Below are 16,375 nucleotides of genomic sequence, written 5' to 3'. Positions count from 1 at the left end.
GGGCCGCGTCGGCGGAAGCAAACGTGAGCGGCAAGGCGGGGCGCCCGGTTGAAGCGGCAGCAAGCAAGGACGCGGGCAGGGCGCAGGTAAAGCAGCAAAGCGGCGCATGAAAAGCAGGGCGCGCCGAACGCCTTACAGCCAATAAGAGCAGTTGGACAAAGATAGCGAAGGACGATGTATGGCGACGATCAAAGACGTGGCAGCCATTGCCGGGGTGTCGTTTACGACGGTATCCCACGTAGTGAACAATTCGCGGCCGGTGTCGGCCGACGTGCGGGCGAAAGTCGAGCGGGCGATCCGTGAGCTCGACTACGTGCCGTCGGCGGTGGCGCGCTCGCTGAAGGCGCGTTCGACGGCGACCATCGGCCTGCTCGTGCCGAACGCGACCAATCCGTATTTCGCCGAGCTCGCGCGCGGCGTCGAGGACGGTTGCGCGAAGAACGGCTATTGCGTGTTCTTCTGCAACTCCGACGACGATCCCGCCAAGCAGCGCAACTACCTGCGCGTGCTGCAGGAAAAGCGCATCGACGGGTTGGTGATCGCTTCGGCGGGGGAGGACTCGGTGCTTGCGCAGTGCCTCGCTGGCGCGCGCGAGCCGCTCGTGATCGTCGATCGCAATATCGAGGGGCTGCAGTCCGACCTCGTGCAGATCGACCACGAAAAGGGCGCGTATCTCGCGACGCGGCATCTGCTGCAGCTCGGGCACTCGGAAATCGGCTGCATCACCGGGCCGGTGGCCACAGCCGTCTCCGCGATGCGCCTGCACGGCTTCATCCGCGCGATGGCCGAGCGCGGCATCGAAATCGAGCCGAACGCGATTCAGCAGAGCGACTTCTCCGCGACGGGCGGTTACGCGGCGGCCTCGCAACTGTTCGACAACATGAAGCCGACCGCGATCTTCGCGTGCAACGACATGATGGGCATCGGCGCGCTGCGGGCGGCGGCCGAGCGCCACATCGCCGTGCCGACCGATTGCTCGATCATCGGTTTCGATGATGTCGAGCTCTCGCGGTATACGTATCCGGCGCTGTCGACGGTCGGCCAGTCGGTGCGCGCGCTCGGCGAAATGGCCGCGCAGACGCTGATCGACCGCATCACGGGCAAGCTGACCGGCACGACGCGCCGCCGTGTGGTGCCGCCGCGGCTCGTGCGCCGCGAATCGACGGCGGTGGTGCCGGAATCGCGCCGTCACGCGCCCGGTGCGAAGGCGTAACGAAAGCTACTTTTTTGAGGATTCGAGCAAAGATGGGCGATAGCGCCAAACCGGACGAAGCAAGCGGCCGCGTAACCGTGGTCGGCAGCCTCAACATGGATCTCGTCGCGCGCGCGCCGCGCCTGCCGAAGCCTGGCGAAACGCTCGCCGGACACGCGTTCGCGCAGGTGCCGGGCGGCAAGGGCGGCAATCAGGCGGTCGCGGCCGCGCGCTTGGGCGCGCAGGTCGCGATGATCGGCTGCGTCGGCGACGATTCGAACGGCGCGACGCTCAAACGCAGCCTCGAGGCGGAAGGCATCGACTGCGCCGCGTTGGCGACGAGCGCGAGCGCCCCGACCGGCGTGGCGCTCATCGTCGTCGATGACGCGAGCCAGAACGCGATCGTCATCGTCGCGGGCAGCAACGCCGAAGTGACGCCCGCGCGCATCGAGGCGCAGGAAGCGCTGCTCGCGCGCGCCGATGTCATCGTCTGCCAGCTTGAGACGCCGCCGGACACGGTGCGCGCCGCGCTCGCCGCCGGCCGGCGCCTGAAACGCACGACGATCCTCAATCCAGCGCCTGCCGCGCACACGTTGCCGCCCGACTGGTTTGCGCTCATCGATTACCTGATTCCGAACGAGCTCGAAGCCGCGACGCTCTCGGGCATCGCGATCAGCACGCCGGACGATGCGCGGCGCGCCGCGCAGGCGCTGAAGGCGAAGGGCGCGCGCAACGTGATCGTGACACTCGGGGCGCAAGGCGTGCTCGCGCTGCTGGACGGCGAAAACGAAGCCGGCGCGCATTGCCCGTCGCCGAAAGTCGACGCCGTCGACACGACCGCCGCCGGCGACACCTTCATCGGCGGATTCGCGGCGGAACTCGCGCGCGGCGCGGCCGTGCGGGACGCCATTGCGTTCGGCCAGCGCGCGGCGGCGCTCGCCGTGACGCGCGAGGGCGCGCAGCCATCGATTCCGCATCGCAGCGAAATTTCGGCATAACTCTTCAATAAACACAGAAGAACGGCGCGCAAAAACGCGCCGTTCTCTCTTCATACGAAATAATCCCCTCAAGTGTCCCCGCGCTCGCGCCGTATACATCAGTAGCGGACGCGCGCTGTCTCGACGCGCCTGCAAACCGACGGAAAGGACGACGCGCATCGGCCGCGCGGTCGTCATCGGCCGCTGCGGGTGCCGGGCATCCGCGCGCGCCGGCCGTCAATCGGCCGGAGACCCGCTCACGAGCGGCACAGGGACAACTCAATGAAAAAGGCTTTGACGATCAAGGCGCGGCTCGGCATCTCGATGGCGTTTCTGGGCGCGCTGCTCATCGCGATCGGCGCGCTGGGGCTCACTGGCATGAGCCACTCGAACGGCGCATTTCTCGATACCTATTCGGTGCAGATGCCCGCCGCGATCGCGGTCGGCAACGCGGAAATGTACGCGGCGCGCGAGCGGCTCGTGTTCGATCGCGCGGCGCTGCTCGCCGGCACGTCGGAAGTGGCCTCCACGATCGAACGCTCGCGCATGATGCGCGGGCGCGCCGACGCCTACTGGAAGGAATACACGTCGCTGCCGCAGTCGCCCGGCGAGAAACGTCTCGCCGACGCGGCGCAGGAAAAGCGCCTGGCCCTGCAGGGGATCGTCGACCAAGGCATCGCCGCGATCATGGCGAACGATCACGACGACATCATCGCGAACGCCAAGGCGATGCAGGTGAAGTACAACGAACTCGCCAACGCGAACGACGCGCTGCGCAAGTACCTGACCGAAGCGTCGAGGCAGGGCTACGAGGAGACGCAGCGCCGCTTCCTGTGGTTCCGGGCGCTGAGCTTTTCCGCGATCGCGCTCGGCCTGGCGGCGGCCGCGTTCGCCTGGGTGTCGCTGAGGCGCGCGATCGGGCGGCCGCTCGAAGCCGCGCTCGGCCATTTCGAGGCCATCGCGGCGGGCGATCTGCGCCGCGAAGTCGTCGTGACTTCGCGCGATGAAATGGGGCTTCTGCTCGAAGGCCTCGCCAAAATGCGCGCGAGCCTGCTCTCGACCGTGCGCACCGTGCGCTCGGGCAGCGAATCGATCGCCTCCGCCACGCAGCAGATCGCGGCGGGCAACGCCGATCTGTCCTCGCGCACCGAGGAGCAGGCCTCCGCCTTGCAGGAAACCGCGTCGAGCATGGAAGAGCTGACCGGCACGGTCCGCCAGAACGCCGAAAACGCGCGGCAGGCAAGCAGGCTCGCGGCGAATGCGTCGGAGATCGCCGGCAAGGGCAGTTCGGTCGTGATGCAGGTGGTCGACACGATGGGCGAGATCAACCGCAGTTCGTCGAGGATCGCGGACATCATCACGATCATCGAGGGCATCGCGTTCCAGACGAACATTCTCGCGCTCAACGCGGCGGTCGAAGCCGCGCGGGCGGGCGAGGAAGGGCGCGGCTTCGCGGTCGTCGCGGGCGAGGTGCGCAGTCTCGCGCAGCGCTCGTCGGCGGCGGCCAAGGAAATCAAGGAGCTGATCGACACGTCGGTGGCGCGCGTGCAGACGGGCTCGACGCTCGTCGACGAAGCCGGCCGCACGATGACAGAGATCATCGGCGCGGTGCAGCGCGTGACCGACATCATGGGCGAGATCGCGGCGGCGTCCCAGGAGCAGTCGAGCGGCATCGAGCAGGTGTCGCGCGCCGTCACGCAGATGGATGAAGTGACCCAGCAGAACGCGGCGCTCGTCGAGGAAGCCGCGGCGGCCGCGCAATCGCTGGAGGATCAGGCGGCGCGCCTGCGCCACGCGGTGGCGGCGTTTCAGGTGACAGATGGCGCGCCGCTTGCTGCTGCCCCGGTTGTCGCAGTGCCCTCGGGCTCGATTGCATCGCGCGCAACGCACATAGCGCACGTAGCGCCGAAGCCGGCGGCGAAGGTGCCGGGCAAGCGCATCGCCCCCGCGCCGGCGCCTGCACGCAAGGCGACAGCGGCCTCGGACGTGAACGGCGACTGGGAAACGTTCTGAAGCATGAAACGGCCGGCATGCGGCGTCTCGCCGCGTACCGGCCCTGACACGCGCACGAATCCTCACGCGCGCACGCAACGTCGATCCGGTAACCCGTACACTGATGGGTATGCGTCACCGTTCACAACGAGGACATCGACATGACCGGATCGACACTCGCCGCGAAGCTAGCGGAGGCCCGCCGCCGGCATCAGCTGATCGAGGCACTGGAGCCCGCCGACATTCCCGTCGACGCGCCGACCGCCTACGCGATCCAGCACGAGATGCTGAAAGCGACGGATGCGCGCATCGGCGCATGGAAGATCGGCGCGCGCGCACCCGATGCGCTCGCCACCGGTGCGCCCATCGACGCCGCGCTGGTCTACCCGTCGCCCGCGCGCCTGCCTTTCGACTCGTTCTTTCGCGTTCTGGTGGAACTCGAGATCGCGTTTCGCTTCGCCTACGCCTTGCCCGCGCGCAGCGAACCTTACACGCGCGAGGAAGTGTTCGACGCGATCGGCGGCATCGCCGTTGCGCTCGAAGTCGTCGACAGCCGTTTCGCGCAGTGGCCGAATCTCGACCCGCTCGCGCAACTCGCCGATGCGCAGAACAACGGCGCGCTCGTCGTCTCGGGCATGGAGCCTTATGACGTCATCGCGCCCGGCTTCGACTTTCTCACGCCGCGCCTCGAGTTCACGCTCGACGGATTGCCCATTGCGCCGGCCGCGCTCGGCAACCCGGCGGGCGACCCGCGCGAATTGCTGCCCTGGCTCGTCAACCATTGTTCCCGCATGGGATTGACCGTCGAGCCTTTCTGGACGATCACCACAGGCTCCTATACGGGCGCGTACCGCGTCGACGGACCAGCGATGCTGCATAGCGCGATCGACCGCATCGGCGAGCTCGAACTGGTGCTCGCGTGAAGCGCCTGGCGACCCGCTCGACGGGACGTGCAAACACCACACATTGGGAACGGTTATTGATGATGTTGCGCGCGCTGAACCTGTCGCATCCGGTGACGCCGCGCGCACGTATGTCACATGATGACGCGAGCAGCAGGTCGATGCTCCGACTGCCAGCCGCCAGGCGCAGGCGCGCAAGCGCGAAAAACGCTTTGCAATGGCGGATAGGCGCTGCGGATAGGTGCTGAGAGCGCGGGGAAGCGAACAGGCAGGGACGATATCGAGCAACACGATATCGACATTGGGATGAGGATTGTAGGTGAACGAAAATAGCTCACCAAGCTAGTAATTCTTCGAAGCAAATGAACAACGCAAGTGCGTGAAAAAAAATTCGAAAGGGTTTAGGATGATTTCAAGCGATGTCGTTTCGATTACGCGCGTTGCGCACGACATAGCTTTCTGACTTCGGCGAGGAGGTAGCATGGATATCTACAGCAGTTTCGCGACCCGCTTCGAAAAAACCCGCGAGGAGGAATTCTCGCTCGAAGAGTATCTCGCGCTCTGCAAAGAAGATCCTGCCACATATGCAACAGCGGGCGAACGCATGTTGACGGCCATCGGGGAACCCGAGATGGTCGACACCCGCCTCGACCCGCGTTTATCGCGTGTGTTTGCAAACAAGGTCATCAAGGTGTACCCGGCATTCCGTGAGTTCTACGGAATGGAGGAAGTGATCGAAAACGTGGTGTCGTATTTCCGGCACGCGGCACAGGGTCTGGAAGAGAAGAAGCAGATCCTGTATCTGCTGGGTCCGGTGGGCGGCGGCAAGTCGTCAATCGCCGAACGACTGAAGCAGCTCATGGAGCGCGTTCCGTTCTATTCGCTGAAGGGCTCGCCGGTCAACGAATCGCCGCTCGGACTCTTCGATTACGACGAGGACGGCCCGGTGCTCGAAGAGCAATACGGCATTCCGCGCCGCTACCTGAAGAGCATTCTTTCTCCGTGGGCGGTCAAGCGCCTGCACGAGTACAACGGCGACATCCGCAAGTTCCGCGTGGTGCGCCGCTATCCTTCCATTCTTCGTCAGATCGGCATCGCCAAGACCGAGCCGGGCGACGAGAACAACCAGGACATCTCCTCGCTCGTCGGCAAGGTGGATATCCGCAAGCTCGAAACCTACTCGCAGGACGACGCGGACGCATACAGCTATTCCGGCGGCCTGTGCCTCGCCAATCAGGGCTTGCTGGAATTCGTCGAAATGTTCAAGGCGCCGATCAAGGTGCTGCACCCGCTGCTTACCGCGACCCAGGAGGGCAACTTCAAGGGCACGGAAGGCTTCGGCGCCATTCCGTTCGACGGCATCATCCTCGCGCACTCGAACGAGTCCGAGTGGAAGGCCTTCCGCAACAACAAGAACAACGAGGCCTTGCTCGACCGTATCTTCGTCGTGAAGGTGCCGTACTGCCTGCGCTACAGCGAAGAGGTCAAGATCTACGAGAAGCTCCTGCGCAACTCGTCCCTGGCCGAAGCGGTGTGCGCGCCGGGCACGCTCAAGATGATGGCGCAGATGGCCGTGCTCACGCGTCTGCACGAGCCGGAGAACTCGAGCCTCTTTTCGAAGATGCAGGTCTACGATGGCGAGAACCTGAAGGACACCGACCCGAAAGCGAAGTCGTATCAGGAGTATCGCGATTACGCGGGGGTCGACGAAGGCATGACGGGCGTCTCCACGCGCTTCGCGTTCAAGATCCTGTCGCGCGTCTTCAACTTCGACTCGACCGAAGTGGCCGCGAACCCCGTGCATCTGATGTACGTGCTCGAACAGCAGATCGAGCGCGAGCAGTTTCCGCCGGAAACGGAGCAGAAGTATCTGTCGTTCATCAAGGACGTACTGGCTTCGCGCTACGCCGAGTTCATCGGGAAGGAGATTCAGACCGCTTATCTGGAGTCGTATTCGGAGTATGGACAGAACATCTTCGACCGCTACGTGACATACGCGGACTTCTGGATTCAGGATCAGGAGTTCCGCGACCACGACACCGGCGAGAGCTTCGACCGCGCGGCCTTGAACGCCGAGCTGGAGAAGATCGAGAAGCCCGCGGGCATCAGCAACCCGAAGGACTTCCGCAACGAGATCGTGAACTTCGTGTTGCGCGCGCGTGCGGCCAACGGCGGCAAGAACCCCGCGTGGATCAGCTATGAGAAGCTGCGGGTGGTGATCGAGAAGAAGATGTTCTCCAATACGGAAGAACTGCTGCCGGTGATTTCGTTCAACGCGAAGGGATCGGCGGAAGAGCAACGCAAGCATGAGGACTTCGTCAACCGCATGGTCGCGAAGGGCTACACGCCGAAGCAGGTGCGCCTCCTGTGCGACTGGTATCTGCGCGTGCGCAAGTCGTCGTGATGTGAGTTAATGAAATGCCACGATGCCGCCCAGGCCTGAGGATTGCGCATGGGCGGCAAAGTGGGCACTTTGCGGGGAGCCGTGACGCTGCATGTACGCCGAAGGCTCGCGCAGCGCCTCGCATCCTCGCCAATAACGCGGGAGACTGAATGTGCTGCACCAAATCATCGACCGCAGGTTAGCCGGTAAGAACAAGAGCATCGCCAATCGCGAGCGCTTTCTGCGACGCGTCAAGAGTTACATACGCCGCGCGGTTTCCGACGCGGTGCGCGATCGCAGCATCAAGGACATTCAAAGCACCCAGAGCATCACCATTCCCAAGAAGGACATCTCCGAGCCGTCGTTCCGTCACGGACCGGGCGGGAAGCGCGAGTTCGTCCATCCGGGCAACGCCGATTACATTCGCGGCGACAAGATCCCGCGCCCGCCGGGCGGCGCGGGCGGCGGCGGCAAGAGCGCCAGCAACGAGGGCGAAGGGCAGGACGATTTCGTCTTCGAGCTGTCACGCGAAGAATTCATGCAGTATTTCTTCGACGATCTCGAACTGCCGCGCCTCGTCAAGACCCAGCTGCTCGCCGTGCCGACCTGGAAGAACGTGCGCGCGGGCTGGGCGGCGGAGGGCACGCCGAACAACATCGACGTGGTGAGATCATTGCGCTCCGCGCTCGGGCGACGCATCGCGCTCGGCTGGCCGCTCGCGACGCAGCTGCGCGAAATGGAGCGCCAGCTCGAACAGCTGAAGGAAGACAACGGCGATCCCGAAGAAATCGCGCGGCTGGAAGCGGATATCGTCATCATGCAGGGCCGGATCACGCGCATTCCGTTCATCGATCCGTTCGACCTGCGCTACATCAACCGCGTGAAACAGCCGACACCGTCGAGCAAGGCGGTGATGTTCTGCCTGATGGACGTCTCCGGCTCGATGGACGAGCAGCGCAAGGACCTGTCCAAGCGCTTTTTCATCCTGCTGTATCTGTTCCTGCAGCGGAACTACGAGAAGATCGAGGTCGTGTTCATCCGGCACCATACGCGCGCCGAGGAAGTGGACGAGGACACCTTCTTCCATTCGACCGAAAGCGGGGGCACGGTGGTGTCGAGCGCGCTCGAGCTCATGAAAAAGATCATGGACGAGCGCTATTCGCCGACCGAATGGAACATTTACGGGGCCCAGGCCTCGGACGGCGACAACTGGACGGACGATTCCCCGAAATGCCGCAAGCTTCTGGCGGAAGACATCCTGCCGAGGGTCCGGTATTTTGCCTATATTCAAGTTGCACCGGAAGAGCAGAATCTCTGGTTGGAGTATGCTCAGCTTGCCATGGGCGCGCCCGAGCTGGCCATGAAGAAAGTCGATTCGGCCGCGGACATCTATCCGGTGTTCCGTGAACTGTTCGAAAAGCAACAGGCGGCCGCATGACGGCGAGGCATTTGCACAACGAGACGCGCGGGTATCAGCTGGAAGGCACGGACGATCGTGTTACTTCCAGACTGGGGCCCGAGACCGGGCAACGCAATGCGTCCGCCGAGGCAGACGAGGCGCACAAGGAAGGCAGAATGAATGTTGCAGAAAAGCGGCGGCCGTTGCCGTGCCCGTCGGACTGGACTGTCGAGCTGATCGAGGAGTACGACGCCGAGATCTCGCGCGTCGCGAACCGCTACGGGCTCGACGTCTATCCGATCCAGCTCGAGATCATCAGCGCCGAGCAGATGATGGACGCCTACGCGTCCGTCGGCATGCCGGTGAACTATCGGCACTGGTCGTTCGGCAAGCACTTTCTCTCGACGGAAAAGAGCTATCGGCGCGGGCAGATGGGCCTCGCGTACGAGATCGTCATCAATTCGAATCCCTGCATCGCGTATCTCATGGAAGAAAACACCATGACGATGCAGGCGCTCGTCATCGCTCACGCGGCGTACGGGCACAACTCTTTCTTCAAGGGCAATTATCTCTTCCGTCTCTGGACGGACGCGCACGCGATCATCGATTACCTCGTGTACGCGAAGAATTACATCGCGGAGTGCGAGGAGCGCTACGGCCTCGATCGCGTCGAGGAACTGCTCGATTCGTGCCACGCGCTGATGAACTACGGTGTGGACCGCTACAAGCGTCCGCAGAAGCTGTCGCTCGCGAAGGAAGCGGCGATGCGCCGCGAGCGCGAGGCGTATCTGCAGTCGCAGGTCAACGAGCTCTGGCGCACGCTGCCGAAGGGCAAGGAGACGTCTCAGGAAGAAACGGAGAGCCGCTATCCGCCGGAGCCACAGGAGAACCTGCTGTATTTCGCGGAGAAGAACGCGCCGCTGCTGGAGCCGTGGGAGCGGGAAGTCATCCGCATCGTGCGCAAGATCGGCCAGTACTTCTATCCGCAGCGCCAGACGCAGGTCATGAACGAAGGCTGGGCGACGTTCTGGCACTACACCCTGCTCAACACGCTCTACAACGAAGGCCGCCTCGAAGACGGCTTCATGATGGAGTTCCTGCACTCGCATTCGAACGTGGTGTATCAGCCGCCGGTGACGAAGCCGTATTACAGCGGCATCAACCCGTACGCGCTCGGCTTTTCGATGATGAGCGACATCCGCCGCATCTGCGAAAACCCGACGGACGAGGACCGCGAGTGGTTCCCGGAACTCGCGGGCAGCGACTGGCTCGAGTCCTTGCACTACGCGATGCGCAACTTCAAGGACGAAAGCTTCATCGCGCAGTATCTGTCGCCGCACCTGATCCGCGAGATGCGTCTCTTCTCGATTCTCGACGACGACATGCGCGATGCGCTCGAAGTGTCGGCCATTCACGACGACAGCGGCTATCGCTATGTGCGCCAGGCATTGTCGCGGCAATACGACATTCATCATCGCGAGCCGAACATTCAGGTGTATGCGGTCAACACGCGCGGCGACCGCAGCCTGACGCTGCGTCACTTCATGACCGACAACCGGCATCTGTCGAACGATAGCGACGAGGTGCTCAAGCACATGGCGCGCTTGTGGCAGTTCGACGTCTATCTGGAAAGCGTCGACGAGAACGGGACGGTCAGGAAGCGGTTCGAGTGCCGTTACGTGGCGCCGAATTCGCGCTGAATTCGCGCTGAACGTCAGGCTTTCAAAATCAAAACCGGCTCTGGGATCCAGAGCCGGTTTTTTTGTCTATTGGTTGCCTGCCTCATCCTGCGAAAACAGATCCCAGCTGGCCATGAAAAGCGCCGCGACGAGGGGCCCGATCACGAAGCCGTTGATGCCGAACAGGGCCATGCCGCCGAGCGTCGAAATGAGCACGACCCAGTCGGGCATCTTCGTGTCCTTGCCGACGAGAATCGGGCGCAGCACGTTATCCACGAGCCCGATCACGACAACGCAGAACACGACGAGAATCAGCCCCTTGAAAATCTGGCCCGTCATGAAGAAGTAGATCGCGGCGGGCGCCCAGACGATTGCCGCACCGACCGCGGGCAAAAGGGACAGAAACGCCATCAGCACGCCCCAGAGCAGCGAACCGTTGATGCCGAGAATCCAGAAGATCATCCCGCCGAGGAATCCCTGGACCGCCGCGACCGCGATATTCCCCTTGACCGTCGCGCGCACCACCGTGGTGAACTTCGCGATCAGGTGCTGCTTGGGTTCGGGATCGAGCGGAATCGCGCGGCGGATGCGCCGGCCGATCTCGCCGCCGTCGCGCAGCAGAAAGAACACGAGATACAGCATCACGCCGAAGCTCACGACGAACTGAAACGTGTTCTGCCCGATCGACAGCGCCTGCGTCGCCGCGAACTGGCTGATCTGCGCGGCGCCTTCCATCAGTCGGCGCTGCACGCCCGCGATGTCGTCGAGCCCGTAACGCCCGAGCAGTTGTTGCGCCGAGACCGGCAGCGCGTGCAGCACGTGCTGGAAGTAGAGTCCGAAATTCAGCTCGCCGCTTTTGATCCGCGCATAGACGAGGGCGATTTCCTGCACGAGCGTCACGGCGACGACGGCGAGCGGAATGATGACGATGAGAATCGCCGCCGCCAGCGTGGCCAGCGCGGCGAGATTGCGGCGCTTGCCGAAGCGCGCCGCGAGATAGCGCTGCATCGGCTGGAACAGGATGGCCAGAATCGCGCCCCAGAAGATCGCGCCGAAGAACGGCAGCAGCACCCACGCGAGGGCGAGCGTCACGACGAACAGCAGGATATGAAAGAAATTCTGTTGAAGGGTGTGGTTATTCATTGGCGGACGATAGGGCGGGCGGGATCGCTGAAGGCAATCGGCAAGGCCGGGCCATGCTATCACGGCCCTTCAGAAGGCTTGCGCGCACAGGGTTCGAGCGCGAATTGCCCCAAGGGTTCGTGAAACAGTTCGCAAAAGGATGCGATCGCCGCTGGAGCCCAACCCCGCGCGTCGACTAAAATCCGGCTTCCATTCCTTGCGGAACGCTTTCCGGCCGAACGGCAAGCGGCCTGCGTCGAACGAACCGTTCGTTCGTGCGCGGCATTCCCGCCCAACGCATCGAACAATGAATCCAGGCGTCGTCTACGCATTCGCGGCCTTTGCCATCTGGGGCCTTTTTCCGATTTACTTCAAGGCCTTGCACTCGATCGGCGCGGTCGAGATGCTCGCGCACCGCATGGCGTGGTCGATGGTCTTCCTGCTGATCGTGATGACGGCGCGCCGCCAGTGGCAGTGGCTCGGACCCGTGCTGCGCGACCGGCGCCTGCTCGCGCGCTTCGCGGCCAGCGCCGTGCTGCTCTCGGCCAACTGGGGAATCTATATCTGGGCGGTAAACGACGGGCGCATCGTCGAGGCGAGTCTCGGCTACTTCATCAACCCGCTCGTCAACGTGCTGTTCGGCATGGCGTTCCTGCACGAGCGGCTGCGGCCCGTGCAATGGATCGCGGTGACGATCGCCGCGCTGGGCGTCCTGTGGCTGACGTGGGTGAACGGCGCGCCGCCGTGGATCAGCCTCGCGCTCGCGCTGACTTTCGGCGGCTATGGCCTCCTGCGCAAGACCGCGTCGCTCGGCGCGCTCGAAGGGCTCACGCTCGAAACCATGCTGCTGTGTCCGATCGCGCTGCTCTATCTGTTTTTTCTGAGCTCGCACGGCGGCAGCGGCTTCGCGCACGCCTCGCTCGGCGTGAAATTGCTGCTCGCGGCGGCCGGGCCCGTGACCGCCGTGCCGCTCCTGCTCTTCGCGGCGGGCGCGCGGCGCATCCCGCTGTCGATGCTCGGCCTCATCCAGTACATCACGCCGTCGCTGCAATTGCTGATCGGCGTCGTGATCTACCAGGAGTTCTTCGGCCACGACCAGTTGATCGGCTATGGCGCGATCTGGACCGCGCTCGCGCTGTATTCGCTCGAAGGGTTCTATCGGGCGCGCGCGGCCCGCATGTAAACGCGGCCGGCGCGTCGCAGAACGCTCGCTCAGCGCAGCGCGTCGCCGAAGCGATACTCGAGCGTCGCCTCGTCGAGCTTCGCCTTGATCTCCGGGTCGATCGGCTGATCGACCGCCGCGAGCGTCTCATTCAGCTGATCGGGCCGGCTCGCGCCAATGATCGCCGAGCTCACCGCCGGATTCGCCAGCACCCACGCGAGCGCCGTGCTCGCGAGCGAGCGCCCGGTCGGCGCGACGATCCGGTTGATCTGCTCGATGGTGTGGAACTCGCGCTCGTGCCAGTAGCGCTGTGTGTACATCGCGCCCGCCTTGCCGACCGCGCCGGTGAACCGGCCTTCGCTCGGCCCCGCGCCGTAGCTGTGCTTGCCGGTCAGCAGGCCGCCCGCGAGCGGGTTGTACGGAATGACGGCGAGCCCTTCCTCGATGGCGAGCGGCAGCAATTCGCGCTCGATCTGGCGGAACAGCAGGTTGTAGCGCGGCTGCACGGAGACGAAGCGCGCGGTGCGCAGCACGTCCGCGCGGCCGAGCGCGCGCGCGAGCCGGTACGCCAGAAAGTTCGACACGCCGATATAGCGCGCCTTGCCTTGACGCACGATGGTGTCGAGCGCTTCGAGTGTCTCGTCGAGCGGCGTGTCGCGATCGTCGTTGTGCAGCTGGTAGAGGTCGACGTAATCGGTGTTCAGGCGCTTGAGGGACGCATCGATCGCATCGAGCAGGTGCTTGCGCGACGCGCCCTTGTTCCACGGGAGCGGCCCCATTTCGTGCACCGCCTTGGTCGCGAGAATGTAGCTGTCGCGCCGGCCCTTGAGCCAGCGGCCGACGATCTCCTCGGTGCGGCCCGCGAGATCGTGCCCGCTGCCGAGCGGGTACACGTTCGCGGTATCGATGAAATTGACGCCGGCATCCGCCGCGCGGTCCATGATGCTGCGCGACACGTCTTCGTCGGTCTGCAGGCCGAAGGTCATCGTGCCGAGAGTGAGACGCGAAACAGTGAGACCGGTGTTGCCGAATTTGCCGTATTGCACGATTGCGCTCCAGAAGAAAAAGGACCCGATGGGATCGACAGGATAGCCCTGTTGGCCGTTACGCGCCGCGTGTACCGGCGCCGGCGGGCGCGGGGCTGCGCGGCGCCGCATCGAGCCGGCGGAACACGACGCCCGACAGCAGCGTCACCACGCCCATGCATACGAAGCTCAGCTTGAAGCCGGTCGACGTCGAGAACGGCCCCTGGAACAGCTGCACGAGCGAGCCGCCGATCGACACGCCGAGCCCGATCGCGAGCATCTGCACCATCGAGAAGAGGCTGTTGCCGCTGCCCGCATCCTTGATCGACAGGCCTTTGAGCGTGACGCTGTTCATCGCGGCGAACTGCATCGAGTTGCATGTGCCGAACACGGCGAGAATCGCGATCTCGACGACGAGCGGCAGCGACGGCGAGAACGCCGCGAACGCGACGATCGACGCGCCCACGAGCGCCGTGTTCACGAGCAGGAACATGTCGTAGCCATGGCGCTTGACGAGCCCCGCGATCCAGCGCTTGCTGATGGTGCCGGCGATCGCGATGGGCAGCATCATCAAACCGGAATGCAGCGGGCTGTAGCCGAGTTCGAGCTGCATCAGGAGCGGCAGCAGGAAGGGCACCGCGCTCGAGCCGATACGGCAGAGGAGATTTCCGATCAGCCCGACGCTGAAATTCGGCTCGCTGAACAGGGCGAGATGAAAGAGCGGATTGCGCTTGTGACGCGCGTAGGGGATGTAGGCGAAGGCGGACGCCGCGGCGAGCGCGAAGAGCGCCGCGGACACCGCGCCGCGATGCGTCTCGACCGGCGAGTCGAGCGCGAGCGAGAACGACACCATGCACATCGACAGCAAACCGCAGCCGACGAAGTCGAAGGGCGGGGCGTCATGGATCGTGTCGTTCGGCAGGTAGCGTTGCACGGCGTAGAGGCTGAGCGCGCCGATCGGCACGTTGATGAGGAAGATCCAGTGCCACGAGAAAGACTCGACGAACCAGCCGCCGAGCGTCGGCCCGAGAATCGGGCCGACCTGGCCGGCGACGGAGATCATCGCGAGCGCGGACACATAGGCTTCGCCGGAGACCGCGCGCAGCACGGCGAGACGCCCGATCGGCAGCAGCATCGAGCCGCCGACGCCCTGCAGCACGCGCGCGAGCACGAGTTGATCGAGCGTGTGCGCGCTCGCGCAGGCGAGCGAACCGATCACGAAGAGCGAAATCGACACGGCGTAGACGCAGCGCGTGCCGAAGCGATCGGCGAGCCAGCCGGAGGCGGGCGTGAGCAGCGCCATCGTTAGCGTGTAGGCGACGACGATCGACTGCAGCGCGAGCGGCGCGGCGTGGAGGCTGCGGGCGATCGAAGGCAGCGCCGTGTTCACGATGGTCGTGTCGAGCGCCTGCATGAAAAAGCCCACGGCGACGATCCATAGAAGTGCCGTGTGCGAAGACTGTCTGGTCATGTGAAGGGTGGGGTGCGTGCGGACGCGCGTGATTGGAAGCCTGCGGAAAGTGGTTTGAAACCGGTTTCTCGCGCGATTGTGAAATGATAGTGACTCGACGCGTCATCGGGAAGACCGCTAGCCGCATTGACTGTCATCGCGTTAGCCGATCACAATGGCGCATGCTCAATCCAGTCTGGCTGAACACCTTCGCGACGGTGGCCGCGTCGCGCAGCTTCACCGACGCCGGGCGGCAACTCGGGCTCAGGCAATCGAGCGTCTCCGAGCATATCCGGCGCCTGGAGGAGAGCGTCGGGCGGCGGCTGTTCGTGCGCGACACGCATTCGCTCGCGCTCACCGCCGACGGCGAGGCGATGCTCGTGCACGCCCGCGTGATTCTCGAGGCGATGGCGCACGCGCAGTCGCAGTTCAGTTCGCCGCGCCTGCGCGGGCGGGTGCGGCTGGGCTCGTCGGACGATCTCGCGCTCGGGCCGCTGCCGAGCGTGCTCGCGGCCTTTCGCGACACGCACCCGGACGTGGAGCTGGAAATCACCATCGGCATGACGGGGCGGCTCTATCAGATGGTCGACGCGGGCGAGCTCGATCTCGCCGTCGGCAAGCGGCGCCTGGGCGATGCGCGCGGCACGCGGCTCTTCTCCGGCCGGCTCGAGTGGCTCGCGAAGCCCGGCATCGTCGTCGATACGAGTCAGCCGCTGCCGCTCATCCTCGTCGCGGAGCCGAGCGTCACGCGCGGCGTGGTGCTCGATACGCTCGCGATGACGGGCGCGAGCTGGCAGATGGTCTGCACGAGCAGCAGTCACGCGGGCTGCATCGCGGCGGCGCGCGGCGGGCTCGGGCTGACCGTTCGTTCGCATTTTCTGGCGGCGCGCGGCCTTGCGCCGCCCGTGAACCGGTCAGAGCTGCCGGACCTGCCGGAAGTGGAATTCATCGCGTTTGCGTCGAAGCATCCGAGCCGGCCGGCCGAAACCTTGCTGCAGCTGCTGGAAAACAGCGACTTGCGCGGCGAATGGGACGGGGAGTAGACGCCCGTCGCAGAGACCCGGTTGTGCCGCTGCAACGGCCGGCAGTCCC

Annotated in this window: 12 protein-coding genes; 9 read left to right on the top strand and 3 right to left on the bottom strand. The window is 64.5% G+C overall.

From position 1 onward, the window contains the following. The first annotated feature begins 178 nt into the window (after positions 1 to 178). The 7 genes from AWB83_RS08045 (at position 179) to AWB83_RS08015 (ending at position 10,545) form a co-directional block, all read left to right on the top strand. Entirely contained in the window at positions 179 to 1,213 is a 1,035-nt protein-coding gene (locus tag AWB83_RS08045) for a LacI family DNA-binding transcriptional regulator (RefSeq protein ID WP_087044044.1), read from the top strand. A 32-nt stretch (positions 1,214 to 1,245) separates the two neighbouring features. Continuing rightward, positions 1,246 to 2,190: a ribokinase gene (gene rbsK, locus AWB83_RS08040; RefSeq protein ID WP_087044041.1), complete on the top strand. Its 945-nt coding sequence runs from the start codon at positions 1,246 to 1,248 to the stop codon at positions 2,188 to 2,190. A gap of 261 nt (positions 2,191 to 2,451) precedes the next feature. Beyond that, complete coding sequence (locus AWB83_RS08035; protein ID WP_087044040.1) at positions 2,452 to 4,182, top strand: methyl-accepting chemotaxis protein; 1,731 nt, start codon at positions 2,452 to 2,454, stop codon at positions 4,180 to 4,182. 140 nt (positions 4,183 to 4,322) lie between these two features. Further along, on the top strand, positions 4,323 to 5,084 hold the full coding sequence (locus AWB83_RS08030) for a hydratase (protein WP_087044038.1): 762 nt from the start codon (positions 4,323 to 4,325) through the stop codon (positions 5,082 to 5,084). Between the two features lie 460 nt (positions 5,085 to 5,544). Beyond that, the gene (locus AWB83_RS08025; protein ID WP_087044036.1) at positions 5,545 to 7,467 is read left to right on the top strand and encodes a PrkA family serine protein kinase; all 1,923 of its coding nucleotides are present in this window, start codon (positions 5,545 to 5,547) and stop codon (positions 7,465 to 7,467) included. 151 nt (positions 7,468 to 7,618) lie between these two features. Then, a complete protein-coding gene (locus AWB83_RS08020; protein ID WP_087044034.1) occupies positions 7,619 to 8,884 on the top strand; it encodes a YeaH/YhbH family protein in 1,266 nt (421 codons plus the stop codon). Continuing rightward, positions 8,881 to 10,545 carry a SpoVR family protein gene (locus AWB83_RS08015; RefSeq protein WP_087044033.1) on the top strand — a complete coding sequence of 555 codons (1,665 nt, stop codon included), beginning with the start codon at positions 8,881 to 8,883 and terminating at the stop codon, positions 10,543 to 10,545. The genes AWB83_RS08020 and AWB83_RS08015 overlap by 4 nt, the downstream gene beginning before the upstream one ends. A 66-nt stretch (positions 10,546 to 10,611) precedes the next feature. Here the strand turns inward: AWB83_RS08015 and AWB83_RS08010 are convergent, their stop codons facing one another. Then, positions 10,612 to 11,667 (bottom strand): AI-2E family transporter, encoded by a 1,056-nt coding sequence (locus AWB83_RS08010; RefSeq protein WP_087044031.1) that lies wholly within the window; start codon positions 11,665 to 11,667, stop codon positions 10,612 to 10,614. A 286-nt stretch (positions 11,668 to 11,953) separates the two neighbouring features. Here AWB83_RS08010 and rarD point away from each other — a divergent pair, with 286 nt between their 5' ends. Further along, entirely contained in the window at positions 11,954 to 12,829 is an 876-nt protein-coding gene (gene rarD / locus AWB83_RS08005) for an EamA family transporter RarD (protein WP_087044029.1), read from the top strand. A 29-nt stretch (positions 12,830 to 12,858) separates the two neighbouring features. On the opposite strand, the gene AWB83_RS08000 is transcribed toward rarD, so the two are convergent. Then, positions 12,859 to 13,854 (bottom strand): aldo/keto reductase, encoded by a 996-nt coding sequence (locus AWB83_RS08000; RefSeq protein ID WP_087044348.1) that lies wholly within the window; start codon positions 13,852 to 13,854, stop codon positions 12,859 to 12,861. Positions 13,855 to 13,912: 58 nt separating this feature from the next. Next, a complete protein-coding gene (locus AWB83_RS07995) occupies positions 13,913 to 15,304 on the bottom strand; it encodes a DHA2 family efflux MFS transporter permease subunit (RefSeq protein ID WP_087044028.1) in 1,392 nt (463 codons plus the stop codon). A gap of 161 nt (positions 15,305 to 15,465) precedes the next feature. Between AWB83_RS07995 and AWB83_RS07990 the strand changes: the two genes are divergently transcribed. Then, positions 15,466 to 16,326 carry a LysR family transcriptional regulator gene (locus AWB83_RS07990; RefSeq protein WP_087044026.1) on the top strand — a complete coding sequence of 287 codons (861 nt, stop codon included), beginning with the start codon at positions 15,466 to 15,468 and terminating at the stop codon, positions 16,324 to 16,326. Positions 16,327 to 16,375: the final 49 nt, after the last annotated feature.

Source organism: Caballeronia ptereochthonis (assembly GCF_001545075.1).
In the GTDB taxonomy this organism is placed as follows: Bacteria; Pseudomonadota; Gammaproteobacteria; order Burkholderiales; family Burkholderiaceae; genus Caballeronia; species Caballeronia ptereochthonis.
Note: the sequence above shows the minus strand (reverse complement) of the source record. Positions and strands in the feature narration are given on the sequence as shown.

Coding starts and splice junctions, on each gene's coding strand:
- AWB83_RS08045 (WP_087044044.1), top strand. CDS start 179: ATGGCGACGATCAAAGACGTGGCAGCCATTGCCGGGGTGTCGTTTACG.
- rbsK (WP_087044041.1), top strand. CDS start 1,246: ATGGGCGATAGCGCCAAACCGGACGAAGCAAGCGGCCGCGTAACCGTG.
- AWB83_RS08035 (WP_087044040.1), top strand. CDS start 2,452: ATGAAAAAGGCTTTGACGATCAAGGCGCGGCTCGGCATCTCGATGGCG.
- AWB83_RS08030 (WP_087044038.1), top strand. CDS start 4,323: ATGACCGGATCGACACTCGCCGCGAAGCTAGCGGAGGCCCGCCGCCGG.
- AWB83_RS08025 (WP_087044036.1), top strand. CDS start 5,545: ATGGATATCTACAGCAGTTTCGCGACCCGCTTCGAAAAAACCCGCGAG.
- AWB83_RS08015 (WP_087044033.1), top strand. CDS start 8,881: ATGACGGCGAGGCATTTGCACAACGAGACGCGCGGGTATCAGCTGGAA.
- AWB83_RS08010 (WP_087044031.1), bottom strand. CDS start 11,667: ATGAATAACCACACCCTTCAACAGAATTTCTTTCATATCCTGCTGTTC.
- rarD (WP_087044029.1), top strand. CDS start 11,954: ATGAATCCAGGCGTCGTCTACGCATTCGCGGCCTTTGCCATCTGGGGC.
- AWB83_RS07995 (WP_087044028.1), bottom strand. CDS start 15,304: ATGACCAGACAGTCTTCGCACACGGCACTTCTATGGATCGTCGCCGTG.
- AWB83_RS07990 (WP_087044026.1), top strand. CDS start 15,466: ATGCTCAATCCAGTCTGGCTGAACACCTTCGCGACGGTGGCCGCGTCG.